Origin of the sequence: Pseudonocardia bannensis, assembly GCF_012911875.1 — a bacterium.
Classification (GTDB): Bacteria; Actinomycetota; Actinomycetes; order Mycobacteriales; family Pseudonocardiaceae; genus Pseudonocardia; species Pseudonocardia bannensis.
Genome location: NZ_JAAXKZ010000026.1, coordinates 1 through 23,518, shown reverse-complemented (window position 1 = coordinate 23,518; position 23,518 = coordinate 1). Strand labels below are relative to the sequence as shown.

21 protein-coding genes and 4 pseudogenes are annotated in these 23,518 nt (G+C 70.1%); 7 read left to right on the top strand and 18 right to left on the bottom strand.

Annotated features, from left to right (window positions below; translation table 11 throughout):
• Positions 1 to 193 precede the first annotated feature (193 nt).
• Positions 194 to 1,195, bottom strand: coding sequence for a D-alanyl-D-alanine carboxypeptidase (locus tag HF519_RS09795; RefSeq protein WP_169412362.1), 1,002 nt, complete (start codon positions 1,193 to 1,195; stop codon positions 194 to 196).
• On the bottom strand, positions 1,159 to 1,788 hold the full coding sequence (locus HF519_RS32285) for a D-alanyl-D-alanine carboxypeptidase (RefSeq protein ID WP_169412360.1): 630 nt from the start codon (positions 1,786 to 1,788) through the stop codon (positions 1,159 to 1,161). Before HF519_RS32285 ends, HF519_RS09795 begins: the two co-directional genes overlap by 37 nt.
• A 640-nt stretch (positions 1,789 to 2,428) precedes the next feature.
• On the opposite strand from HF519_RS32285, the gene HF519_RS09785 reads away from it, so the two are divergent.
• The 4 genes from HF519_RS09785 to HF519_RS09770 all read left to right on the top strand — a co-directional run bounded on the left by HF519_RS09785 (position 2,429) and on the right by HF519_RS09770 (position 8,039).
• Complete coding sequence (locus tag HF519_RS09785; protein WP_169412358.1) at positions 2,429 to 3,313, top strand: endonuclease/exonuclease/phosphatase family protein; 885 nt, start codon at positions 2,429 to 2,431, stop codon at positions 3,311 to 3,313.
• A gap of 294 nt (positions 3,314 to 3,607) precedes the next feature.
• Complete coding sequence (locus tag HF519_RS09780) at positions 3,608 to 3,967, top strand: PadR family transcriptional regulator (protein WP_169412356.1); 360 nt, start codon at positions 3,608 to 3,610, stop codon at positions 3,965 to 3,967.
• A gap of 3 nt (positions 3,968 to 3,970) precedes the next feature.
• Positions 3,971 to 5,311, top strand: a complete 1,341-nt coding sequence (locus tag HF519_RS09775) for a permease prefix domain 1-containing protein (RefSeq protein WP_169412355.1) — start codon at positions 3,971 to 3,973, stop codon at positions 5,309 to 5,311.
• A 394-nt stretch (positions 5,312 to 5,705) separates the two neighbouring features.
• Positions 5,706 to 8,039, top strand: coding sequence for a UvrD-helicase domain-containing protein (locus tag HF519_RS09770; RefSeq protein WP_312860020.1), 2,334 nt, complete (start codon positions 5,706 to 5,708; stop codon positions 8,037 to 8,039).
• A gap of 329 nt (positions 8,040 to 8,368) precedes the next feature.
• Here the strand turns inward: HF519_RS09770 and HF519_RS09765 are convergent, their stop codons facing one another.
• From HF519_RS09765 to HF519_RS09750, 4 genes and pseudogenes are all read right to left on the bottom strand, one after another.
• Positions 8,369 to 8,719, bottom strand: a complete 351-nt coding sequence (locus HF519_RS09765) for an IS110 family transposase (protein ID WP_169412353.1) — start codon at positions 8,717 to 8,719, stop codon at positions 8,369 to 8,371.
• Positions 8,720 to 8,869: 150 nt separating this feature from the next.
• Positions 8,870 to 9,514, bottom strand: coding sequence for an ATP-binding protein (locus HF519_RS09760; RefSeq protein ID WP_169412351.1), 645 nt, complete (start codon positions 9,512 to 9,514; stop codon positions 8,870 to 8,872).
• Between the two features lie 269 nt (positions 9,515 to 9,783).
• Positions 9,784 to 11,850, bottom strand: a complete 2,067-nt coding sequence (locus HF519_RS09755; RefSeq protein WP_281358476.1) for a DUF4236 domain-containing protein — start codon at positions 11,848 to 11,850, stop codon at positions 9,784 to 9,786.
• Positions 11,851 to 12,039: 189 nt separating this feature from the next.
• Positions 12,040 to 12,387 (bottom strand): annotated as a pseudogene (locus tag HF519_RS09750) (ATP-binding protein); the annotation flags it as partial.
• Positions 12,388 to 12,797: 410 nt separating this feature from the next.
• On the opposite strand from HF519_RS09750, the pseudogene HF519_RS09745 reads away from it, so the two are divergent.
• Both HF519_RS09745 and HF519_RS31195 read left to right on the top strand, forming a co-directional pair.
• Positions 12,798 to 13,163, top strand: a pseudogene (locus HF519_RS09745) (transposase); the annotation flags it as partial.
• Positions 13,164 to 13,309: 146 nt separating this feature from the next.
• Positions 13,310 to 13,447: pseudogene (locus HF519_RS31195) on the top strand (fumarylacetoacetate hydrolase family protein); the annotation flags it as partial.
• Between the two features lie 147 nt (positions 13,448 to 13,594).
• On the opposite strand, the gene HF519_RS09740 reads toward HF519_RS31195, so the two are convergent.
• From HF519_RS09740 to HF519_RS09705, 8 genes are all read right to left on the bottom strand, one after another.
• The gene (locus tag HF519_RS09740) at positions 13,595 to 14,182 is read right to left on the bottom strand and encodes an LOG family protein (RefSeq protein ID WP_169412347.1); all 588 of its coding nucleotides are present in this window, start codon (positions 14,180 to 14,182) and stop codon (positions 13,595 to 13,597) included.
• A 59-nt stretch (positions 14,183 to 14,241) separates the two neighbouring features.
• Positions 14,242 to 14,757, bottom strand: a complete 516-nt coding sequence (locus HF519_RS09735; RefSeq protein ID WP_246242959.1) for a nucleoside hydrolase — start codon at positions 14,755 to 14,757, stop codon at positions 14,242 to 14,244.
• Between the two features lie 8 nt (positions 14,758 to 14,765).
• Complete coding sequence (locus tag HF519_RS09730) at positions 14,766 to 15,083, bottom strand: CoA transferase (RefSeq protein WP_169412343.1); 318 nt, start codon at positions 15,081 to 15,083, stop codon at positions 14,766 to 14,768.
• A gap of 192 nt (positions 15,084 to 15,275) precedes the next feature.
• A complete protein-coding gene (locus HF519_RS09725) occupies positions 15,276 to 15,443 on the bottom strand; it encodes a hypothetical protein (RefSeq protein WP_169412342.1) in 168 nt (55 codons plus the stop codon).
• A 77-nt stretch (positions 15,444 to 15,520) separates the two neighbouring features.
• On the bottom strand, positions 15,521 to 16,381 hold the full coding sequence (locus tag HF519_RS09720) for an MEDS domain-containing protein (protein WP_312860019.1): 861 nt from the start codon (positions 16,379 to 16,381) through the stop codon (positions 15,521 to 15,523).
• A 541-nt stretch (positions 16,382 to 16,922) separates the two neighbouring features.
• Positions 16,923 to 17,261, bottom strand: a complete 339-nt coding sequence (locus HF519_RS09715; protein WP_498072982.1) for an STAS domain-containing protein — start codon at positions 17,259 to 17,261, stop codon at positions 16,923 to 16,925.
• Complete coding sequence (locus tag HF519_RS09710) at positions 17,224 to 18,591, bottom strand: ATPase domain-containing protein (RefSeq protein ID WP_169412339.1); 1,368 nt, start codon at positions 18,589 to 18,591, stop codon at positions 17,224 to 17,226. The genes HF519_RS09715 and HF519_RS09710 overlap by 38 nt, the downstream gene beginning before the upstream one ends.
• Positions 18,592 to 18,598: 7 nt before the next feature.
• The gene (locus HF519_RS09705; protein WP_211169800.1) at positions 18,599 to 19,354 is read right to left on the bottom strand and encodes an ATP-binding protein; all 756 of its coding nucleotides are present in this window, start codon (positions 19,352 to 19,354) and stop codon (positions 18,599 to 18,601) included.
• A 320-nt stretch (positions 19,355 to 19,674) separates the two neighbouring features.
• Here HF519_RS09705 and HF519_RS31190 point away from each other — a divergent pair.
• Positions 19,675 to 20,431, top strand: a pseudogene (locus tag HF519_RS31190) (IS256 family transposase); the annotation flags it as partial.
• 79 nt (positions 20,432 to 20,510) lie between these two features.
• Here the strand turns inward: HF519_RS31190 and HF519_RS09695 are convergent.
• From HF519_RS09695 to HF519_RS32280, 4 genes are all read right to left on the bottom strand, one after another.
• Complete coding sequence (locus tag HF519_RS09695) at positions 20,511 to 21,791, bottom strand: serine hydrolase domain-containing protein (protein WP_169412337.1); 1,281 nt, start codon at positions 21,789 to 21,791, stop codon at positions 20,511 to 20,513.
• A 270-nt stretch (positions 21,792 to 22,061) separates the two neighbouring features.
• A complete protein-coding gene (locus HF519_RS32790; protein WP_169412335.1) occupies positions 22,062 to 22,670 on the bottom strand; it encodes a transposase in 609 nt (202 codons plus the stop codon).
• A gap of 186 nt (positions 22,671 to 22,856) precedes the next feature.
• Positions 22,857 to 23,192 carry a YggT family protein gene (locus HF519_RS31180; protein ID WP_312860018.1) on the bottom strand — a complete coding sequence of 112 codons (336 nt, stop codon included), beginning with the start codon at positions 23,190 to 23,192 and terminating at the stop codon, positions 22,857 to 22,859.
• Positions 23,193 to 23,249: 57 nt separating this feature from the next.
• On the bottom strand, positions 23,250 to 23,518 hold a 269-nt coding region (locus HF519_RS32280), incomplete at its 5' end, for a hypothetical protein (RefSeq protein ID WP_211169798.1).

Below are 23,518 nucleotides of genomic sequence, written 5' to 3'. Positions count from 1 at the left end.
CGCGCGTGGCACGGATCAGGCGCTGTGGCGTGCCCGGTCGAGACAGGCGACGAGAGCGGCCATCTGTTCGTGCGACCGGCTGGTCGTGTGACCAGGGCAGGGCTCGGCTGATCTCGGCGCTGTTGTCCTGCCCCATCCTCCGAGCGGACGCCTCGGCCCGGTCGGCGCCGGTGTGGAATCCGTGCCGTCACGATCACGCCACGTCGTTCCAGAGGGCCGTGACGACGGCGGCGACGTCCCCGGCGATCTCGAACAACTCCTCGATCCCCGCGATGGGGGTGTGCATCACGTACACCGCGACCACGGCCTCACGCCCGCTCCTCGTCGTCATGTACCCGGCGTTCCCGCGGGTCATGACCACCGCGCGCTGGTTCATCAGGTCGCCCGCCACGGTCGTGCCGCTCTTGGCGGCCACCTTTCCCGCGACCGGCGCGTCCCCCGGGACGACGGACGTCTCGGTCCCGTCGACGCCGAACACGGGCAGGGAGGCGAAGTACGCCGGGAAGTCCGGCCGGGTCGCCATGTAGCGCAGCAGCGCGCCGACCGTCCGCGGAGTGAACAGATCCGTGTACTCGTTGCCGCGGCCGTCGCTCAGGAACATCGTCGCCGGATCGATGCCGGCCTTGCGGATGAACGGCTGCACGAGCGCCATGCCCTCCTCGAGCGTCCGCTGCCCGGCCTTCGCGGCGATCAACATGATCAGGGTGTCGGCCTGGACGTTCATGCTGACCTTGTTGATCAGCTTGAGGTTCTCGGAGAACGGCAACGAGCGGTGCAGGGCGACGCGATCGGCCTCGATATAGGAGCCCGCGGCAGGGAGCGCCTCGACGCGGTTGGGCCCGGTGGGCGCCGCGGCCACCGTCACGCCGGCGCGGCCGAGCGCCTCCACGAACAGCGTGCGGGCGAAGGACTGCGGGTCGGCGACCTGCGCCGTGCGCAGGAGAGGCGCGCCCGTCGGCACCTGTCCCTCCACCGCGATGACGCCTGGCTGTGGCGTGGTCACGGCCAGTTCCGCGGGCTGGCCCGCGGCGACCGTCGTCACCGTCGACCGCACCTCGTAGGCGGCCGTGACGGGGCGCGGGACGACGGTGGCGGGTCCACCGGGAGCTCCCGGGTCGATGGTCAGGTCGACGAGGTTGTCGTTGATCATGATCGGGGTCAGGACGTAGTCGTCCTTCGGCGTCTGGTCGAACATCCGGCGTCGACGAGGACGTCCCCGCTCACCTGCCGGATGCCGGCCGCTGCCACCTGGGACGCGAGGTCGTCGAGGCCGGCGAGCGGGTCCTGCGCGGTCACGGTCGCGCCGGGGATCGAGTTGGCCTCCGCGTGGTCGAGGGAGGTGAAGGCGATCGTGCCCTGCGGTGTGTCGCGCCCGCCCATGGTGAGGTCGCCCGAGGCGACCATCACGAGGTCGCCCTGCAGCGTGCCGCCCTGCACCGTCCCCCGCCGGTACACCGGGGTGTCGAAGCGGAAGTCCGGGCCGAAGGTGTCGAGGGCCGCCGCGGTGGCCCACAGCTTGGTCGTCGACGCCGGCAGGACGAGGTCGTCGGCGCTCACGTCGTGGATCGTCTCGCCCGTCGCGCGGTCCGCGGCGTAGGCGAACCACCGGCTGGTCGCGTACCGCGGTCGCCGCATGACTTCCAGCGCCGTCGCGGGCAACCCTCCTGCCGGCGGTGCCGGGTCCGAGGCCCCGGCCGTGCACCCACCCACGCCCGTGACCGCGAGGGCGCCACCGGCCGACGTGGTCAGGAAGGCGCGCCGGGTCGAGGTCACACGGTGGCCGCGCATGCTGAGGTCCTCTCGTGATCCTGGTGCTGCGCTCGCGAGTCGTGGCCGCCCGTTGCCGCGAGATCACGCCCCCGAGGACGATCCGGCCCGCCGGTAACGGAAGGGGACGACACTGTCACAAAAGGTGCAGTTCAGGCCAGCCCTAGACGTACGGATCCGAAGGGTATGGGCGTTGTCCGGCCCTGCAGCACCGTGCGACGACCTACGACGGGAGGAGCTGCCGTGCGCTCGGGAGACCGGACGCAGGGCGGGTCGGTGGCGCGTTGGCCCGCTGCCGTCGTCGCGGGTGGTCATGCTGGGCACGACGTCGGCGTGCACCACGAGTGCGGAGCCGACCGGCCCGCCGGCTCCGCACTCGGCACCAGAAGAAGGTGAGTCTCGACGACAAGCGCTCCACCTGGATGCCCGAGCTGCCGAGCGCGGATCGCGTCACGATCAAGGACCTGCTACGTGATCCTCGGACGGGTACCGGAGAAGATCGCCGGCAAGCCGATGGCCGACGCCGTCCCGTTCTTCCGCAACACGCTGGGGCCCGCGGTGCTGCAGGCGGCTCCGTGACGACGTGCGGTGTTCGGCCCGATCCGGAACCGTAGGGTCGGACGGCCCGGGCGAACGGGCACATGTGAGGGGGAGGCGGGGCATGGCCGGCCGATCGTTCCGAGGGCTGTGGGCGGCGGTCCTCGGCTGCCTGGTCGCGTGTCTGGTCGGGTGCACCACCACGGCGACCGGGTCGAACGCGGCCGGACCCCCGGCTGGTCCGCCGACTCAGGCCGGCGTGCCGGCCGCACCGGTGCAGGTGCTGCAGCTGAACCTGTGCAGCAGCGGCATCGCCGCCTGCTACACCGGCCGGTCGGCGGCCGAGGCCGCCGCGGTGATCCGCGCCGAGACGCCCGACCTGGTCACCCTGAACGAGGTTTGTCAGGACGACGTGGCGACCCTCCAGCGGGCGCTCGCCGATGTCGTGCCCGGTGGCGCGGTCGTGTCCGCGTTCCAGGCGGCGCGCGACGGGCGTACCGGGGACGCGTACCGCTGCCGCAACGGCCAGCGATACGGAATCGGCATGGTCTCGCGGTGGCCGTCGGTGCCCGGGTCCTCCGCAGGCGGCGGGATCTACCCGACCCAGGACAGGGAAGACCCCGAGGAGCGGGCGTGGCTGTGCATGGACGTCGCCGCCACCCCCGCCGTCGCCGTCTGCACCACGCACCTGGCCTACACCGAGCGGGAGGTCGCGGGTGCCCAGTGCAGGTACCTGTTCGGCACGGTCATCGCGGAGGTGCGCGCGCGGGACGGGGCGGCGCCGCTGGTGCTGGGTGGTGACCTGAACCTCGGATCCGGCGACAGCCCGGACCTCGAGTCCTGCCTCCCGGCCGGTTCCGCGCTCGCCGACGACGGCGGCGAGCAGCACGTCGTGGCGACGCCCGAGTTCGTCGTCGACAGCTCCCGGACGATCGACCTGCGCGGCACCACCGACCACCCGGGCCTGCTCGTCACGCTCGCTCCCCAGGTGGGCCGTCGAACGCCGTAGCTCGGCGGTCGCGCGCGGCGGGGACAGCCCTACCGCCCCGAGGCGGCGGCCGTTTGCGACGACATCGTGGGCGGCGAGGTCGTCGTCCCGGCAACCCGGCGGTCTTCATCAGCCTCGGAGCGACCCGAGGGACCCGACGGGCTACCAGGTGGCGATCGGCCGCAACTCGGCCTGCACCGGTCCGGACCCGGTCGTGACGGCGGTCGTCGTGTGCCTCGACCTGGCCGTCCCGGCTGGTGTCCGCTCATAACTTGTGCTTCTATGCATAAGGCTTCGAGCCATGGGAGGGCGGCTGTGCACATCGACAAGGACCTGGTTGCGGCATCGGCGACGCCGCTCGTGCTCGCGATCCTGGCCGAGGGCGAGAGCTACGGCTATGCAGTCCTGAAGCGGGTGCGTGAGCTTTCCGGGGGTGAGCTCGAGTGGACCGACGGGATGCTCTATCCGCTGCTCCATCGCCTCCGCCGGCTCGGGTACGTGACGACGGAGTGGCGGACGCCGCCCGAAGGGCGTCGCCGCAGGTACTACGCGATCACCGACGACGGGCGAGCAGCGCTCGCGGAGCAGCAACGGCAGTGGGTGACCGTCACGCGTGCGTTGGGTGACGTCTGGCGAGGCTCCGGTGGGCTGCTGACGGCACTCGGTGAGGCGTGACCTATGGATGGCGTGGAGTCACAGATCGCCGAGTGGCGGGCCTATGTCGCGAAGGCCCCGGCCGTCAACGGCCGGGACGTCGACGAGCTAGAGGCTCATCTTCGCGACCAGATCGCCGAGCTGGACGCAGCCGGCCTCATAGCCGATGAGGCGTTCCTCGTTGCCGTGAAGCGGATGGGGGACCTCGACACCCTGTCCCGGGAGTTCGCACGCGAGCACAGCGGCCGACTGTGGAAGCAGCTCGTCCTGAGGGGCGAGGACGAGCCGGCGCGCCCGTCCGGCGGGTGGTCCGAGGCGCTCGTCTTCGCCCTGGCTGCGGCCTTCGCGATCCAGGTCGCACGCCTCGCCGCTCAGTTCCCTCAAGAGCAACCAGGATGGTTGCTGCGGAACATCGGCCTGTTCGTGTTGCCGTTCCTCGCCGGGTACTTCGCCCGCCGACGGCAGCTCGACACCCGGGGATGGGTGCTGACGGCCGCGCCGTTCGTGCTCGTCGCGCTCGTGGTCAACCTCTACCCGTACCGTGCGGGCTCGGCCACCGAGCTCCTCGTCGCGCTCCATCTGCCTGTCGTGCTGTGGTTCGCGGTCGCCTACCCGTACATGGGCGGCACGATCCGATCGCACGAACGGCGCATGGACTTCGTCCGCTTCACCGGCGAGTGGATCATCTACTACGTGCTCATCGCGCTCGGTGGCGGCGTGTTGCTCCTGCTCACCGGGCTGATACTCCAGCCGATCGGGATCGACCTCGACCGGGTCGCCGAGTGGGTGCTGCCGTCGGGCGCGACCGGTGCCGTGATCGTGGCGGCGTGGCTCGTGGAGTCCAAGCAGCATGTGGTGGAGAACATGGCGCCGGTGCTCACCATGCTCTTCACCCCGCTGTTCGCCGTGATGCTGACCGTCGCTGCGGCCACTTACGCCGTGTCCGGGGTCGCCGGCGCGTTCGATCGCGAGCTGCTCAGCGTCTTCGACGCCCTCCTGGTCGTCGTGCTGGGACTCGTCCTCTACGCGATGTCCGCGAGGGAGCCGTCCCGACCAGCCGGGCTGATGGACCGCGTCCAACTGCTCGCTGTCGCGAGCGCCCTGGTGCTCGACGTGATGGTGCTCGGTGCGATGCTGGCCCGGATCGGCGATCTCGGGCTCACCCCGAACCGGGTGGCAGCGCTCGGCCTCAACCTCGTCCTGCTCGTGAACCTGGCCGGGGCCGCCTGGCTTTCGTCGCGGTTTCTCACGGGGCGGATCGCCTTCCACCGCCTCGAGCGATGGCAGACCTCCTACCTCCCCATCTTCGCCCTCTGGGCAGCGACCGTCGTCGCCGTTCTCCCCCCGCTCTTCGCCTTCACCTGACAGCGAAGGAGAGCAGGTCGGACCGGATCAACAGCTGCTCGGCGACACGAACGCGCTCGTCACGCCGTCGAGAAGGCCGGAGGCAAGATCACGTGCCGCCGCGACCCGGCATGTGGCCCGACCGCCTCGTGTTCGCCGGCATGCTCCGCGAGGCCGACGAGGCGATGGCCGATCTGGGCACGGCGATACCGACGGACTGCGCCGGCTGACGCCGTGCAGATCGGGGACGGCACGCAGTCAGGCGCGGGACGCGCCGGCCGTCCCGCAGTGCGCACTCATGCGATTCACCCGATGCCACTTTGCACAGCAATATGCGGAAAAGCTATTCTGATGGGTGCGATCAGAGAATGAATTCGTAGCTGCGCGACTTAATAATAGCATGGGTGGAGAGGGTGTGGACAGGCCCCTTTTCGAGCAGGAGTTGGAGGCGGAGACCGGGCGGATCCGCCGGCTGCATGCGCTGCTCGCCACCGAGCTCGCGGCCGCCACGGCCCAGGCGAGGGGCATGCTGGTCGCGCCGACGGGCGGGGAGCTCAGCGCCCGCTGGGAGCGCGACGTCTCCGTGCACCGCTGGTCGGAGCGGGTGGGCGCGCTGACCGCCGCCCGCTCGGGGTTGTGCTTCGGCCGGCTCGACCACACCGACGGGTCGACGAGCTACATCGGCCGCATCGGGCTCACCGATCCCGCTGACGGGGAAAGCGCGCTCATCGACTGGCGGGCGCCCGCCGCCCAGCCGTTCTACTGCGCAACTACGGCCACGCCGCTCGGCGTGACCCGGCGACGGCATTTCCAGCTCGCCGGAACGGTGCCCGACGAGCGGGTCGCCACTTTCCACGACGACGTGCTGGACCGGGCGGCCCTCGCGCACGCCGATCCCGAATCCGCTTCCGATCCGGCGCTGCTCGCCGCGCTGAAGGCGCCGCGCGGGTCGACGATGCGCGACATCGTGACGACGATCCAGGCCGAGCAGGACGCGATCATCCGGCTGCCGCTCTCCGGCGTCGTCGTGATCGAGGGCGGCCCGGGGACCGGGAAGACCGCGGTTGCGCTGCACCGCGTCGCCTACCTGCTCTACACCCATCGCGAGCGGCTGGCCCGCAGCGGCGTGCTGGTCGTCGGCCCCAGCGCCGGGTTCATCCGGTACGTCGGAGGCGTGCTCCCCGCGCTGGGCGAGTCGGCGGTGGTGTTCACCACCCCCGGCCGGCTGGCGCACGGCGTCGTCGCGACCGCCGTCGATCAGGACGAGGCGGCCCGCACGAAGGGCGGGCTGGCGATGCTGGACGTACTGCGCCGCGCCGTCGCCGACCGGCAGGAGCTGCCCGGGCCGCCGATCGCGATCGATCTCGACGACGTCACCGTCGAGATCGACCGTGCGACGGCGGCAGAAGCCAGGAGGCGCGCCCGGGCCACCGGCCTGCCCCACAACGCTGCCCGGACGACGTTCCGCGACACGCTCGGCAGCCTGCTCGTCCAGCAGGGCGTCGAGCGGCTCGACCAGGCCCTGGAGGACCCGCCCGAGCTCGCCGTCATCCTCCGCGAGCTCGGCGACCTCCCGGAGATCGCGCCGGCGGGCGCGGCGCAGGTGTCGGCAGAGCTGCGCCACGAGCTGCGCGACGACCTGCGCTCGGACCTCGGCTTCCACGCGGCGGTCGAGCGGCTCTGGCCGGTGCTGACCCCGGAGCAGCTCCTCGCCGAGCTCTTCGCATCGCCGGACCGGCTGGCCTCGGCAGGCGGCGGGATCGACCTCTCCGGGCTGTACCGCGCCGAGGGCTCCGCGTGGACGGTGGCGGACGCGCCGCTGCTCGACGAGCTGGCCGAGCTGCTCGGTCCCCCGCCCGGCCCGCCGGGTGGGCGGGGCGGGCCGGAGCGCGAGCCCGACAGTGCTGATCAACGGGCCTACGCCGCGGAGGTGCTGAGCATCCTGGAGTCGGCCGACCGCCGGCTCGTCGGGGAGGATCCCGACGAGCTGCGCCCGACCGACTTCGTCACCGCGGACGTGCTCGCCGCCCGGCAGGTGCCCGAGCACCTCATGAGCGTCGCCGAGCGGGCGGCCGCCGACCGGGACTGGCGGTACGGGCATCTCGTCGTCGACGAGGCGCAGGAGCTCTCCGCCATGGACTGGCACGTCCTGCTGCGGCGCTGCCCTTCCGGTTCGATCACCGCGGTGGGCGACCTCGCGCAGCGCAGCGCCCCCGCGGGAGCGCAGGAATGGGCGGACGTGCTCGCCCCGCACCTCGGTTCCCGGTGGACCTACCGGACGCTCACGGTGAACTACCGGACGCCCGCCGAGATCATGGCGCCGGCCGCTGCCGTGCTGGCCGAGTTCGCACCCGACCGGCAGCCGCCCGAATCGGTGCGGGCGACGGGCCAGGATCCGTGGCAGCGCACCGTGCCCGCGGCCGACCTCGCAGCCGAGGTGCGCAAGGCCGTCGAGGCGGAGGTGGCGCAGCTGGGCCGCGGGACGCTGGCGGTGATCGCCGCCGACCCGACGCATGTCCTGGGGATCAACGCCGCCGCGGAGCAAGGCGGGAATCCTCGGGTGAAAGAACTGGACGGCCTTGCCGGTCTTCCCGCGCAGCTGCACACCCCGGTGTCGGTAAAAGGTCTCGAGTTCGACGCCGTCGTGATCGTCGACCCGGAGCGGATCCGGGCACACAACCCCGCCGATCTCTACGTCTCGATGACCCGCGCCACCCGGCGGCTCGGGCTGCTGGACGTCGAGCGCTGAGGCGGCACGCCGGTAGAAGCCGTGATCAGCGACGCCTACTGGCGTTCTACCAGGGCCTCTTGTTCGGGCTTCGGGTCCGTGGCGGCCTACTGTGTGCCGTGTTTCGTTCCACGACACATTCCACGTCGACTGCACTCGGGGACGAGGCCGAGGTCTTCGTGCTTGCGGAGTCGGCGTAGTCCTTGATGGTGAACGTGCTGAGCGGCAGCTCGCAGACGAGGCGGCAGGCCGCGATGGTCGCGAGCTGCGTTCCGGTGAGCCGGCGAGGTCGACGGGTCGCTGTCGCTCCAGGATCGCGGAGGCGACGTCGGTGTCGAGGACGACGAGGCTCATGCGATGCGGGCCGCCGGGAGGTCGGCGATGATCGCCGCATCGCGGGCGTCCGACTTGCCTTCGCCGCGGTAGCCGGCCGCGGCGCGGTGGACGGCCCGGCCGGACAAGGAGAGCACGCCCTGGTCGTGACCGAGCAGGATGGCCAGCATCAGCGCGGCCCCGCCATCGACGACATCGACTGTCCAGGTCACGTCGTTGCCGAGGGCGCAGACGTCGGCGACAAGCGCCAGCAACTCGGTTTCGTCGTTGGCGATCCGTCGTGACAACAGACGTTTGCCATCGGAGTTGATCACGACACAGTGGTGATGCTCCTTACCGATATCGATTCCTGCCCAGATGTGATCCACAGGCTCTCCCGTCTCCGGATAATTCTCGTAGACGGCCTCGCTGTCGTTGCCCTACACGGCGATCGATTTCGCGGTTCCCAATTCAGCAGTCGTGGCCGTCGTGGAGCGCCGGGTGGCCAAGCCGTCCGAGCCATCAGCGGCACCACCGCGTCAGCCATACCCCGCGCCCCTGGGCCTCACGGCCATACGAACTGGCCAGTTCAACCCGGGACGGAACCGTAGGGCCACCGCGTGCTCGGCCAGCTCGACCGGTCGCGCGGTGCCGATCACCAGCACCGGCTGGTCGGCGCAATGGTGGGCCAGGTAGTGCAGGGCCTCCTGGGACGAGGCGTCGGCCAGGTGCAGGTCGTCGAGGACGAGCAGAACCGGCCGTTCCGCGGCCAGTTCCCGCAGCAGCACGGCGAGGGCGGCGAGCAGCTTCGGGCACTGCGGGTCGGGCCGCGGTGCGCGGTCCCCGAGCGCCGCCACGCTGCGCAGCAGGGCCGCGAGTTCGTCCTCGGCGCCTGCACACAGCCGCCGTACCTCCTCGGGGGGCCGAGCGCGGAGCGCGCCGTCGAGCGCCTCGGCCCAGACGCCGAACGCGGTGGTGGCGCCGAGGTGGTAGGCCCGAGCCGTCAGGACCGTGCGTCTACCGCCGTGCTCGGCCGCGAACTGCGCCGCGAGCCGGGACTTGCCCACGCCCGGGTCGCCGACCAGCAGAACGCAGCCGAACCGGCCCGCCGCGCTCCGGCCCAGCGCGCGCTCGAGTTCGAGCCACTGGTCGCCGCGACCGACCAGGCCCGGTCGAGCGGTCATGTGCGGTACCCCCTCCCGCAGCCTGGCCGGTGCTCGATTGTGTCGCCCGGACGGGTCGAGTTCCAGGGGCAGCCGGCCACCGCTGCCGCGCACGGTCGCCCTCGATCGGCACACCGTTGGCATCACGTTGAGCCGGATCAGGTCCTCGCACCGGGAGCTGACCGGACACGACGACATGGAGCAGGGCCACCATCGGAGCTGCGAGCGGCACAACGGTGACCGCTTCGCCTACGGCGCGGAGCTCTGGCGAGCAACGTGCTGGAGCTGGGTCAGGATGTGGTCCGGGGGAGTCTCAGCTCCACCTGAATGCCGCGCGGACCGTCGGCCAGCAGCGCTTCGGCCGTCGGTGTCCGGCCGCTCTGCTCGACGGAGCGGATTGACTCCGCGTAGCGCTGGGTCATCGCGTAGGTGAGCTGCCCGACGCGTGCCCCGTTGATGCGAACTTCGATGGCCGTCTGCCCGGAGTACTTGCCGGATCTGATCGGGCACCAGCCGAGTTCGGTGACGACGCGGGTCGCTCCTCGGGCATCCCGGAGGCAGGTGCGCAGATAGTCCTGATGGTTCTCCTCGCCGGTCACGGTGCACGACGTCTCCGGGGCCAGCGAGACACTGTGAGCCGCGGTCGTCCGGCCCGGTGAGGAGAGCCCGAGATCTGCTGCATCGGCAAGGTGCAGGTAGATGCCGTAGTACTTGGGGCCGCCGCCGGTGATCCGTGCCGGGCATGTCGCGAACGTGCCGGGAGCGAGCGTGCCGAGTACTGCGTGATAGGCGGGTGCCAGGTCCCGCGAGATGTAGCCGACCGTCGCCGGATCGCCGTCCCCGAGCACATCGACGCGGACGGCGTGGCGGTCGTACGGGTTCGACGGCTCCGGAACCAGGACGGCCTGCGCCGGGATGTGGGAGGCCACCTCGTACTCCGCGGTACGGCCACGGGCAGCCCGGGCCAGCGCAGGTTGGTAGTGCGATTCGCCGACCACCTGCAGCCGACCGTCCGAGGAGACGGGCACGAACTCGACGGGCACCGGGGGAGCCGCAGGGGCCGGGATCGGGGTCACGGTCGCACCTACCGCGGCGTGGGTGACCGGAACTCGATGGCTCCCGGACCGGGCGTCCTGGCTGGAGGCAGGCGTGGCGTCGGGCCGCACCGGATGGGGGAGCCGGGAGGGCAACTCGCGGGCCGGGGTCCGCGGTGCCTGCCTGAGCTGGGTGACCGGCTCGGAAGCCGGGTGCTGCACGGGGAGCGACGGTGCGGGTGCCTTCATGCTCTCGATCGCGGACGCGAGCACCGGTGCGGCGTCGTAGCGGGAGAAGGACAGGACGGTGCTCATCCCCGTGCGGGTGGACAGGGTCACCTCGCCGTAGAGGACCACGGGAAGGCGGCGGTTGTTCTTGAACCGCTTGTCGGGACCGCCCTTCTTGTTGACGTACTCCCAGGTCGTGTCGACGACGGTCGCGTCCGAGGGGACGGTCCCCGTCTCGATGAACCGGTCCGGTCCGGCAGCGGCCCGCAGTTCGTCGTAGCTGACGTCGGCGTATCGAGAGCCGTCGCGAACGAGGGCCCGGTCGGGGAGGAGGTAGATCGAGCGGCTGGACGACTGCAGGGTCGGGATGGCGATGTTGGACGCGAGCTGCGGCGGGCCGGCCAGCGACCTGGCGAGTGCTTCGCGGCGCACGAGTGCGGAGGCGCCGGCGTTCACCTTCCGCTGGTGGGTCGTGCGTAGAGCGCCCTGGGCGACCGTGTGCCACGCCTTCTTCGTCGCGATGGCGGCGGCGAAGTGCGTGAGAAGGTCCTGGTACTGGGCGGCAGGGGCACCGTCGACCTCGTAGAACATGACGACAGTGCGCCGTACTCGGTCGCTCCACACGGCCGCGACCAGCGCGGGCACACCCAGGATCAGCATCAGCGGGGACACCGCGAACGTGAGGACGACGGTCACTGCCAGGACCCACGGCCAGATGCTGTGACGGCTCGCGGCGGTGTTGAGGCTCTCGACGAGTTCGCTCGGCGTCGCCGGCAGCAGCTGGGCCGCTCCGACGCCCGTGATGTCCTCGAGTTCGATCCCCGCGCTTCCGGTGAAGGTCGGGCTGGCCGGCGGGTTCCGCCGGGCCGCCGTCGGCTGCCGACGCGAGGGAACGGTCAGGTAGCTGTGGACGCCTGCGGCTCCGACACGGACGAACGCCCCGCGCGGCCCGGCGCCCACCCGAAGTCCCGGCACACCGGTCGAGACGCTCAGCCCGGAGCGGGACAGACCACATCGAAATGGGCCCACTTTGATGCTGGATCGCAGGTAGAACGACACGTCCGTACTCCCGGCTCGAAGCGACTGCCTCCTCATCGGAGATCGAGGTCAGGCCGTTAGCTACAGCGATCGCGACTCATCAGAATCCATGAGGCGGCTGCATCTTCAACGGCAGCGCTGAGGCTGTGGAGGTCGTCAGATCTGACGAGGCGGGGTAATGACGGATCCGGGCGGTGCGACAGCGTCAACGGCGGCTGAAAACGGACCCCCTCTGGTTGGTTGTGATCAGTCGTTGGTCTGGGTGGCGGCGGGGACGCGGCCCAGGTCCCGGTCCTTGAGTCGGGTAGCTGTCGCCCTTGAGTGAGATGACCTCGGCGTGGTGGACGAGGCGGTCGATCATCGCGGCGGCGACGACATCGTCGCCGAACACCTCACCCCAGCGGCCGAAGGGCCTGTTCGAGGTGAGGATCAGGCCGGCGCGCTCATAGCGGGACGAGACGAGTTGGAAGAACAGGTTCGCCGCTTCGGCCTCGAACGGGATTAGCCGACCTCGTCGATGATCAGCAGCGGGACACGACCCAGCTTGACCAGTTTCTGCTGCAGCCGCCCGGCGTGGTGGGCCTCGAGGCGGGCCCCACTCCGTGACGAGCTGGGTGCCGATGATCAGAGCGGTGATCGCGGTCGCTGTCCTCGCGGGCCTCATCTCCGTGATCGTGCTGCTGGTCGTCACCGCGATCGTCTAGCGGTACGCGCGCGCTTGACCGCCCCCCGCCGTACGCGGGGCGGTCGAGGCCACGGTCTCGGGGACTTGGGCACACAATGGGCACAGATGCCCATGGAAGCCCGGTGCCAGCCGGACGCGCCCGGACACGAAAGATCGGTCCCTCACCCTGTCCAGCAGGTGAGGGACCGTTTTCGCTGTAGGCACCCGTGGTGCCCCCGGCAGGATTCGAACCTGCGCTCCCGCTTCCGGAGGCCGGTCAACCGACCGATCCGTGGTGATCGCAGGGGTCCTGCCAGGGCCCAGGGTCCGCCCGACGTGTCCGCTGCGGTCGCGGTTCCCCGCGCTGCGGGTGCGCTCGGCCGGGGTGCGCCTGCGTCGGGCGCTCCGGGACGAAGACCTGCCGGTGTGCTGGCTGCTGGCCGAATGGCCCGCCGGCGAGAACCAGCCGACCAAGTACTGGCTGTCCACCCTGCAGGCGGACATTCCGCTGCGCCGGCTGGTCCGGCTGGCGAAGATCCGCTGGCGGGTCGAGCACGACTATCGCGAGCTGAAGACCGCCCTGGGGCTGGACCACTTCGAGGGCCGTACCTGGAACGGCTTCCACCGCTACCTCACCCTGGCCTCGGTGGCCCAGGCGTTCTGCACCCTGCAGCGCCTGTGCCCACCAGCCCCGGCCACGGCCTGACGACCTACCAGGTCGTGGCCGGGCTACAGGTCCTGCTCGCCAGATGGACCGGACGGCGCCCAACCTGCCGCAGAACCTGGCGCAAACTCAGACACGCCGAACGAACCCCGACCTAACCAAGCCCTACTAGTACGTGGTTCTCGAACCCGGGCGACCTGATCAGTACCGGGGCCCCGGAGGGGGTCGCGCTCTCGGGCAGGTTCCCCTACCTCGCCGGTGGTGGCGTCATGGAGTGCGAGATCGACCTTCTGGGACGGCAACGCCAAGCGTTGAAGGGGCGGTAGCCCTCGACAAGGCTGGTACGGCCTGATGGCCGCGTCATCCCTCACGGCCCCCGGTGAGCAGTGAGGCACCCGTCCCGCACGCGCCGCAACGCCGCCTCGGAAGGGGGAGTCGCGGCGCATACGGATCGGGGAGAGCGTCGGTCATGGTCACGCAGCGGGGCCGTCCGCAGGCACCCAGCCCTGATCCTGTCGGGGTGTCCAGGCCCGCATGAGGTCCAGCAGCGGGCGTACCTCGGTCTCGGCCAGGATCAGCGCTCGGTCCTCCTCTCGGAGGAAGCGCTCCGCCACGGCGTGGTCGAAGAACCGGAGCAGCGCCTCGTAGTACCCGGCGGTGTTCAACAGCCCGGTCGGCTTGTGGTGCAGCCCCAGCTGCAACCAGGTGATCGCCTCGGCGAACTCGTCGAGGGTTCCGAGCCCGCCGGGCAGGGCGATGAAGCCGTCGGAGAGCTCGGCCATGCGCGCCTTGCGCTCGTGCATCGAGTCGACGACATGCAGCTCGGTCAGGCCCTCGTGCGCCCACCCCTGGCCGAAGTCGTATTCGGGGATGACGCCGACGACCTGACCGCCGGCTTCCAGGACGCTGTCGGCCAACGCCCCCATCGTCCCCGTCGAGTTACCGCCGTAGACGAGCCGAATCCCGTCGGAGGCGAGAATCCCCGCCAGTTCACGGACGGCGTGCAGATAGGCGGGTCGGCGACCCCGGCTAGAGCCGCAGAACACGCACAAGGACCTCATCTGCAGAACCTCTCTCTCGGGCCCAACTCGTTGGGCGCGCGGTGTCGAAATCCGGGTTGCTAATCGTTGTGGCGGGCGGTCGAGGGGAGCAAGAGCCCGGCGACGGCAGACGCGGCATCCTCGTAGGTGCCAGGGCCTGGCACCCGCAGGCGTGCGGGGGAGGCGCGCCGAGTCAGCCGAGGGTGATGAGCCGGCACAGGGTTTCGGAGAGGACCGCGGGAACATCGGGGGGATGCGCTCAGCACATCGGCCATGAGGGTGATGGCCGGGCGCGGGTCGGCGGGGCCGGGCTCCGGGAACTCAGCCGAGCGCAAGCCGAGCCCGTCGGCGCCGTGCCAGTCGGCGGCCAGTTCCCCCTGCGCATGCACCAGCGGGCGGACCGCCCCCGCGGCGACCGGTACGTCGGTCCGCCCGGCGAGCGCGAGCACGCGGCGCGCATTGGCGAAGGTCTTCTCCCGGCTGACGTTGCCGAACGTGACGGTGACGGCGCGGACGTCGATCTCCGGGCTGAGCAGCGCCAGTATCAGCGCGAACGTGTCGTCCACGCCGGGGTCCGTGTCGATGATCAACGGCATCGGCGCTGTCATCGGCTGTCTCCGTCTGGCTTGCTGTCATGACCGCGCGGGTAGCCGAGTCGGGGCGGCGCGCAGCGGTAGGTCAGCGGCGTCGCGGAGAGCCTGATGGGGTTGCGTGGGAGGCGAATTGTGGACCCGTCGGCGCGGGGGAGCGTGCCCACGGGCTCCAGGCCGAGATCGGTGGCCGGCTGGAGGACGCCGGCGACATCGTCGAGTACTCCGGCCGGCGCCCCGGCCGCCATGCAGGCCGTGGCCCACTCCGCTGCGGGGCGGGTGGCGAGGAGTTCGACGCGCAGAGGTGCGAGTGCACTCGGCGGCGGAACCATGACCGTGGGATGCCTCCGTCCAGGGGTGAACCGTTTCAAAAACGCAGCCCTGCCGCTTGGACAGCCCAAACCTGGGCCCCGGCCGAAGGTCGCACGATGTGCTAGCTGTGACCTTGATGAAGAACGTGCGTCGAGGCCTTGATCGAGACCGTACCGCAAGATACGTTTCTATCATCGTGATCCGAATCACTGTCAATATCTGCAAGTGGCCCCTCGCAACCTCTTCGGGTTGCAGAGGAGCAGGCCCCACTCCGGGTCGTCCCAGGCGGCGTTGAGGAGCCGGGCGGCCTCGCCGGCGCTGGGTGGGTCGGGTTCGGTGCGCTCCGGGGACGGGGCGACGGCCATCGCGGCCTTGTTCACGCCGAGGTGCTGCCAGCGCACAGCGCGCCCGAGGGCGCCGCGGATGATGTGGTGAATCTTCCTTGTTGTGCTGCTGCTCAGCGGGCAGCAGGCGTGGCCGTTGCGGGCGCGGCCGTTGCACATCGCCCGGCAGCGGGGCAGGCGGGCGTAGAAGCGCTGGCGAACGGCGGGGCTGAACGCAGCGACACTGCCACCCTGCTTCTGCGGGCGTAGCCGTCGAGCATCAGCAGCAACCGATGGTCGAGGTACTCGACGTCGGCCATGTCGACGACGAGCGTCACGCCGTCCGCCGTCCGCAGGCGGGGCAGCACCCGTCCGAGCGCCGCGACGCCGCCCGGGTCGAACTGGCCGGCGAGGCCGATCGCCCCGTCGGCACAGCCGAACATTCGGGCCGGCGCCTCGTTCGGCGGCCCGGGCGCGTGCAGCAACGCGAACTCGGTCACGGTGTCGTTGCCCAGCTCGAGCCCGTAGCCGCACAGCGCCCACAGGGGATGACTGGCCATGTAGCGGTCCACCAGGAACTCGTACCGGGCGAACGCGTCCTGCGCCGCGGGTGTGCCGACCAGCTTGGTGGCGTCCGCGCTCACCGCCAGCCCGCCGAACCCGTCGGCCAGGGCCTGCTCGGTCGCGGCCGCGAAGAAGGCCACCACTCGTTCCGGATCTACCGGCCCACCGGTGCCGTACGCGTCCCGCGCCGACAAGACGTGGAGCGCGCCGGCGGCCAGCAGCCGGTCCCGGCCGCTCAGATCCGCGAGATCCTCCCGCGCCGCCTCCGCACCGTCGGAGCAGACGTACGCCACGCGCAGCCCGTCCTCCAGGCCTTCGGCGGAGAACTCCGCCAGGCAGCGGCGGTACTCCGCCACGTCGCCGTGCAAACACCACGCGTGACGCCGTGAGCCCGGACTTAGAGCAGGGCGGGCGGCACCGAACCGGCGCACGCGGCCACGCTACGCCCGCCCGCGCACCCCGCAACCGGAGACGGGCAGACGACCCTGTCGGGCGCCTACAGGGGAGACGACCACCCGCGGGTGCAGTGGACCGTCATCAAGTCCCCCGAAGCCGGTTGCCACGTCGGCGGGGTCCTTCCCTTCGGCAGGTGTGCACGACCAACAGGTCCAGCTGAGCGGGGTCCAGCCGGATCGGTCACTTTGCCCTCGACAACCGAGTACGGCTCGTCGCGCAACCAGAGCTCAAACCCCTGCCTGCATCTCGGGCTCGACGTCCTCGTTCCGCCGACCGTCGCGTCGTCGGATAACTGACGCCGACGACAGATAGGAACGCTGGGAGAGTATTTGGCGAGCGGCGTGTCGATGCCAGCTCTCGAAGCCGTGACCCCATACAGCCTACTTCGCGAGTGCTGGAGAAACGTACGGTGGCCAACGACGTCCGCTCGGCTTGGCTCGTGTGCGATCGAAGTCGCCGCGACATGCCGCTGAAAGCCAACGTTGACGTGCTCGGTCGGGTCCTCACAATCGCCGGCTATATGGGGTCTTGCCGCAGGTTTGGCACGGCTCTGGTGAGGTCGAGGACATCGATGAGGACGGCGACGGCACCGTGTACGCCCTTGACTCGCAGCTGCGCGTCGCCGATCACCCGCGCGGTCCGCACCATGATCGAAATCCCCCGCACATCGATGAACGTGAGGTTCGTGCAGTCGATGACGAGGTCGCGCCCGGGCGTGGCAGCCCCGTCGAGGACCGCCGCGAGCCGGTCGTGGGTGCTCAAGTCGACCTCGCCGCTCAGGTGCACCGATGGTGGGTCACCCTGGTTCCAGTAGGCCTCAAACCGGGTTGACCGGCTTTCCGATGCTGATGCCATCGCGGGTGATCTCGTATTCGTGTGTCTGCGGCAGATGATCGCTCGCTCGCGTCTTCAGGACGGTCAACGCCCGGGACAGAGTGCTGTCCTTGCGCAGGTACTGAAGCAGGATCACATTGTCGGACAGGTGAGACACGCCGCGCTCGGACAGTCTCGTCTGGCCGTACAGCTCCGGCGACTCGACGGTGACCAGGACGCTGACACCCGCGCGCGAGCAGCGGTTGAGCAGCGAGTAGACGAACTCGCGGAACCGCTTGTCATCGGGGCAGGCCGCCGCGAGCTCACCCAGGCTGTCGATCACCACCCGGCGAGCCCGGACGGATTCCAGGGTGTCGAGCAGCCGGTAGAACCATTGGTCGACGTAGATGTCGTTCGATGAGTCGCACAGCACCACCGCGCCCGGGTCGTCGGGATTCCATCCGAATCCGTGGATCATCCGTTCGACCTGGACGCGGTTCTCCTGCAACGAGGCGAACACTCCGGGCTCCCCCGCACGGGCCCCGCCGAAGATGAACTGCAACCCCATCACGGTCTTCCCGCACCCGGCCGGGCCGATGACCAGGGTCGCCGAACCAGGCCAGTATCCGTCGCCGAGCAACTGGTCGAGCGCGGGGATGGCTGAACTCGCGCGCTGTCGGCCCAACTCGTACCGGGTGTCGTCGACGTCGCTGAGCCGGGGGAACACCTCGACGCCGTCGACGCCGATCCGGTAGGCGTGTGCGCCGGAGCGGAAACCGCTGCCGCGCAGTTTCAGCACCCGCAGGGCGCGGCTCTCCCGCTGCCCGTTTTCCTCGGTCGCCAACACGATCGCGGCGTCGGCGATGGCGAACTCCGGACGCGACGCCAACTCGTCCTGGCTGTACTCGCCCAGCCACAGCGCCATCGTGCCCATCGCGGTCAGACGCCCGGCCAGCTCATGGATGAAGCCCTCGAACTCGCCCGCGTTGCGCGACTGATACCGCAGCGCCCGGAAACTGTCGATGACCAGCACCGAACAGGGCTGCCGCTCAACGAGCTCGGTGATCCGGGTGAGCACGCCAGCAAGACCCTCGGCGTCCAGGCTACCGCCGAGGTCGTCGAACACCACCGAGTGGCCGATGCGGCCGGCGTCGAAAAAGGACAGACCCTCAGCAAAGTAGAGGATCTTGCTCAGCGGTTCCGCGACGGTACTCAGATACACCGCCGGCCGCTCATCGGTGCCGTTCGCGAACGCGTACTGCTGCGCGAGCACGGTCTTGCCACTGCCCGGCAGCCCCGCGACCAGGGCAATCGAGGGATCAATGAGCCCGCCGCCCAGGATCGCGTCGAGTCGCGGCTGCCCGCTCGCCAACCTTCGGCTAGGCACGGACCGGGTCCGACGCGACGTCCGCAAGCAGCTGCCGGACAACGGCCAACACCTCTAGGGGATGCGCCGGCTTGCGCACAAACCGGTCCGACCGCAACGCCGCAGGCGGTGGGAGGACCGACAGCGCCAGCACCGGGACCTCCGTCCGCGTGATCTCCTCGCACAGCCCCGCGGCCAACCCATTCGAGGTCATCACATCAACGATCACCAGGCCGGGCCGGCCCGCCAGGGCCTCCCGGCCAGCCGGCACCGACGCGGCGAGGGAGACCTCGTACCCCTCGGCCGTCAGAAACGCGGACAACGACCGGCCGGAGAACCGGTCACCGTCGACGACGAGCAGCCGCACCCGAACCGGCCCACCGCCCACCGGCGGCCGGCTACGGACGTGGAACCGGACGAGGGTGCCGCGCTCGCCGGGCCGGCCCGCCCGCACCGTCACCTCCTCGGCCAGCGCGAGCACCACATTCATGCCCCACCCACCGCCCTCGGCTGTGCCACCGATGGCTTTGAACACGCCCTCGTCCGCCACAGAGATCCACACGCCATGGTCGCCGTGCTCCCACCCCACGCGCACCACATCGCTGCCGCTGTGCTCGATCGCGTTCGTCGCCGCCTCGTTCGCGGCCAGCACGATCTGGTGCAGCTCCACATCCCGGATCCCGGCCGCGCTCGCCAGCCGGGCGACGAAGGCGCGGATGTCCCGCAGCATCACCGGCTTCGCCGGGAACACCTGTTCGGTCACGCTCATCGGCACCGGGCCAGTCGATGCGGACGTCATCACCGCGAACCCTTTCGGTCACTCCCCAGGCTAGCCCGCTGGCCGAGCCCGAGACAGCCACCGGTACCCGCGGTCCCCGCTCCCGCGCGGTTCACCAGCCGTGCCGCAGGAGCGCCGGGAGGCATGATCCCGCGCCGTTCGCCGGGCTCGTCGGGACTGCCGGGATTGCCGGGGCTGCCGAGATTGCCGTGACTGTCGGGACTGTCGTGACTGTCGTGACTGTCGGGACTGTCGATCAAACGGTGTTTCCGGCCCGAGACTGGGGCCCGGCGGGATGGGAACTGTGAGCGATGACATCCGAGTTTGTGAGTCCGCGAGGGTGAGCAGGGGTCCGGCCGGCGCTGTCGCCGGAGCAGGCGGCCGCGGCGGCGATGGTGGCCGAGGCCCGCCAGCGCGGGCTGGAACTGAGCGGTCCGAACGGGCTGTTTGAAGCTGTTTACCAAGCGTGTGCTGGAAACGGCGTTGAACGAGGAGTTGACCGAGCATCTCGGGCACGAGAAGAATCGTGCCGAGTCGGGTCGCGGGTCGACGAATGTGCGGAATGGGTCGCGGCCGAAGACGGTGATCTCGGATGCGGCGGGCGAGGTGGTCATCGAGGCGCCGCGGGATCGGGAGGGCACGTTCACTCCGCAGATCGTGCGCAAGCGGCAACGTTGGCTCACCGATGTGGGCGAGATTATGTTGTCGTTGTGTGCGAAGGGGTTGACCACCGGGGAGATCTCCGCGCACTTCGCCGAGATCTATGGGGCGTCGGTGTCGAAGGAGACCGTCTCCCGGATCACCGACACGGTCCTGGGTGAGATGGCGGAGTGAGCGTGCCGCCCGTTGGACGGTGTCTACGTGGCGGTGTTCATCGACGCCATCATGGTCAAGGTCCGGGACAGGTAGGTCGCCAACCGACCCGTCTACGCCGCCATCGGGGTCACCATCGACGGCCGCAAGGACGTCCTGGGCCTGTGGGCGGGCACGGGCGGGGAAGGCGCCAAGTTCTGGGTGAGCGTGCTGACCGACCTGCCCAACCGCGGCGTGCGGGATGTGTTCTTCCTGGGCGTCCTCGGCGTCGGACCAGCAAGGTCGGGTGGCGCCGGATTGGATCCCACGCGCACGCCTGCCTGATGAGCTGAAGCTACGACGTCATTGGAGGCGGCGGGTCGTCCGGCGCGACAACGGTGGCTATCTCCCGCCAGACCGGATCGACCGCGTTGCTGCCAACTTCACTCTTGTAGCTCCCGTCCGGAGCGAACGCATCCTCGGCGAAGGTGAGCGCGAGGGCGATCGCGACCTTCTTCGAGGGCAGGTATGCGAAGGCCCCGGCCTCGCCGGAGAACAGCGGGTTCTGCATGAGCCAGTTGCCGGTCGTGACGATGCCGAGCCCATAGCTATAGGCCTCGCTCTGGGGGAAGCAGGTCGCGCACCCGGGTAGGGCCGTCGTCGCGCCGCGCAGGTCAGTCGAGATCATCTTTCTGTACGACTCCTGAGACAGCAGTCTGCCGGTTCCCATCGCGACCGCTGTCTCGTTCACATCGAAGATGTCCGTCGTCTGGATGGCGCCCCGGGTGATCGTCCACGAGGGATTCCAATAGGTGGATTCCTCGTAGAAGCGTGTGCCCGCTGGGATGCCCAACTGAGATCGACGTTCGGACGTGAAGGCGTGGAGCGCTGGCTCAGGGATGGCGGGCGTTCCGGGACCGGGATCGGTGGTGTTCGTCAATCTCAGCGGACCCAGCACCTTCTCCTGCATGAGGTCCGACATCCTCTTCCCGGTCAACCTTTCTAGCGCCAACCCGAGGATCAGATAGTTGGTGTGGGCGTAGTTCCAGTTCGTGCCCGGCGGATACAGGAGAGGCTTCGACGTCACTGTCTTCAGGAGTTCCTCGGGCGCCCACTGGCGGAACGGGTCGGTGTAGAGCATGACGTCGACTTCCTCGTTCCCGATCACGTAATCGGTGTAGCCGCTGGTCATGTGTGCGAGCTGACCGAGTGTGACCTCATCGCTGTGCGGGATCTCCGGAACCCATGTCGAGATCTTGTCGTCGAGGCTCACCTTCTTCTCGTCAACCAGGATGAGGAGCAGGGTGGAGACGTAGGAGATGGCAATGGCGCCGTTCCGGAAATGCATGTCGATCGTCGCGGGCACACCCGTCATCGACTCGCCGTAGGCCTTCGTGATGATCTCCTTGCCGTCGGTGGTCACCCGCACGATGACTGCCCGCAGGTGTCGTGCCTTCATCGCGTCCTGCACGACCTTGTCGACCGCCGCCGCCTGCGCGGGGTCAGCCGACGCGGCCGTCGTGGTCGGATGTGCGCTCGGTGGGGACGACTGAGCCGGGGTGTTGGTCGCCGATGTACAGCTTGCGAGCATTCCGATGCTCAGAGCTACGATGGCGAAGGGTCGAATCAAGTTCATGCGGTCAATGCTGTTACGGCACACGCTCGATCAGAATGTTGCCGTCGAGCATTTTTTGCGGGCTCTTCGTTCTGAAGCTGGGAGCTGCGCGGGCGACACGAAGCGTGCTGATCACAGCCATGGTCTCGGCTCAGCCTGGATCCACCGTTGATGATGCGTCGGGGTGTGATTGATCTCTGTCTGTCGGGCGCCGGCAGCGGGCGTAGGTGAGCTGCCGGTCTACCCGGCCGTTCCACTGGTGATCTCCGGTCGGGCCCGTGATGGCGACGGTCAGGCGGCGGTGGCGAGGGGGTCGTGCAGGGCGCGGCGGAACAGTTCGTCGAGCCCGGGCTCCCACGGCCAGTCCCGGGGTAGGTGCAGGACCTGCCGGTGCGCGGAGTGCGCGAGCCGGGCCGGGGTGTGGATCAGCTGGGCGCGGATGGTGCCGGTCCGGGTACGGGCGTGGCGGCCACCGGCCAGTGCGTCGGCGGCGCGGGTGAGGTTGTGCGCCATCGCCGCACAGACCAGCCAGGCCGCGTTCGCGGTGAACACCCCCGACGGCAGGTGCGCCAGGGGGCCGTTCTCGGGCTCGGCGATGGCCTGCTCGACGATCGCGTGGTCGCGGTGGGTGGCCTCGGCGGCCAGCATCGGCTCGGCGCTGTCGGTGAACACCGCGTGGTAGCGGTAGACCGCGAACAGCTCACCCTGCTTGCCGGTTTGCCCGGCCGGCACGGTCGCGGGGTTGAGGCGGCGGACCCGGCGCACGATCAACCGGGCGGTGACCTGCTCGCGGCGGCGGCGGCCGGGGAACGCGGTGAGGGTGGTCTCGGCGACCTCGGCGTCGGAGACCCACCGCTGCTCGTGCTCGTCGTAGATTGCGTTCGGATACCGGATCGGCACCCACGCCTGCTCGTCGATGCCGGTGATCGGGCGACCACCGTCGGGGTGAGCCGGGCGGTGATCGAGAACCGGGCGCGGCCTCGAGCAAGGAACCCGCCCACGGCGACAAGTCAGCCGGGCCGTCCCGGCCGCCCCCTCCGCAGTCGTGAATCGACCGCGGTCCGGCCCCGGCCGCAGCCGCTGAGGTCAGAGCGAGAGCGCGACCGACCGCAGGATCCAGACGGCGACGAACACCACCGTGAAGGCCAGGTCGATCGACACCGACCCGACCCGGACCGGCCTGAGCACCCACCGGACCGGCGCGATGACCGGCTCGGTGAGGCCGTGCGTAACCCGTCGCACGCCGCTCAGCCAGCCGGCGCGCGGATCACCGAAGACCCCTGCCCAGTCGCCGATGAGCCGGGCCAGCATGACCAGCCCGAACAGCAGCAGTACAGGCCCAGCAGCGAGCCGATCGCGGACATCGGGCCTCCTCCGCCGGCGGCTTCCGGGCTGGTCGACCCCGATGCCCCCATCGTCCACCCCGTACCTGAGCGGCATCTGAGAACGGGCCGCTACCCCGGCTGATTGTCGACGAGGTCAGCCGCCCAGCACATCCCCTTCGAACCCGGGAGCGGCCGGGCTGTTCTTCCGACTCGTCTCGGCCCGCAACGAACGCGTCGCTGCTTCTCTCGGCGACGCGATCGGCGCCGCGGCCGTGATCGAGCGGCTCGTACGGCACGCCGAGGTCATCGCGCTCAGCTTTTTGGGGCGACCGTCGAAGACCGGCCCCGGCCGGAGTGACCCGTCGACGTCCTCGGGCGTCGCACGGCCGACGGCCAGCTGCTCGTCGGAGAGCGGGTCCTGGT

Excerpts from the sequence above, each read along its gene's own strand:
- HF519_RS09795 (WP_169412362.1), bottom strand. The coding sequence starts at position 1,195 with ATGTTCGACCAGACGCCGAAGGACGACTACGTCCTGACCCCGATCATG.
- HF519_RS09730 (WP_169412343.1), bottom strand. The coding sequence starts at position 15,083 with ATGGTTCCGCCGCCGAGTGCACTCGCACCTCTGCGCGTCGAACTCCTC.
- HF519_RS09695 (WP_169412337.1), bottom strand. The coding sequence starts at position 21,791 with ATGAACTTGATTCGACCCTTCGCCATCGTAGCTCTGAGCATCGGAATG.
- HF519_RS09705 (WP_211169800.1), bottom strand. The coding sequence starts at position 19,354 with ATGAGCGTGACCGAACAGGTGTTCCCGGCGAAGCCGGTGATGCTGCGG.
- HF519_RS09755 (WP_281358476.1), bottom strand. The coding sequence starts at position 11,850 with ATGAGGAGGCAGTCGCTTCGAGCCGGGAGTACGGACGTGTCGTTCTAC.
- HF519_RS09785 (WP_169412358.1), top strand. The coding sequence starts at position 2,429 with ATGGCCGGCCGATCGTTCCGAGGGCTGTGGGCGGCGGTCCTCGGCTGC.
- HF519_RS09740 (WP_169412347.1), bottom strand. The coding sequence starts at position 14,182 with ATGAGGTCCTTGTGCGTGTTCTGCGGCTCTAGCCGGGGTCGCCGACCC.
- HF519_RS09760 (WP_169412351.1), bottom strand. The coding sequence starts at position 9,514 with ATGACCGCTCGACCGGGCCTGGTCGGTCGCGGCGACCAGTGGCTCGAA.
- HF519_RS09735 (WP_246242959.1), bottom strand. The coding sequence starts at position 14,757 with ATGCCGTTGATCATCGACACGGACCCCGGCGTGGACGACACGTTCGCG.
- HF519_RS09715 (WP_498072982.1), bottom strand. The coding sequence starts at position 17,261 with ATGGCATCAGCATCGGAAAGCCGGTCAACCCGGTTTGAGGCCTACTGG.
- HF519_RS32285 (WP_169412360.1), bottom strand. The coding sequence starts at position 1,788 with ATGCGCGGCCACCGTGTGACCTCGACCCGGCGCGCCTTCCTGACCACG.
- HF519_RS09775 (WP_169412355.1), top strand. The coding sequence starts at position 3,971 with ATGGATGGCGTGGAGTCACAGATCGCCGAGTGGCGGGCCTATGTCGCG.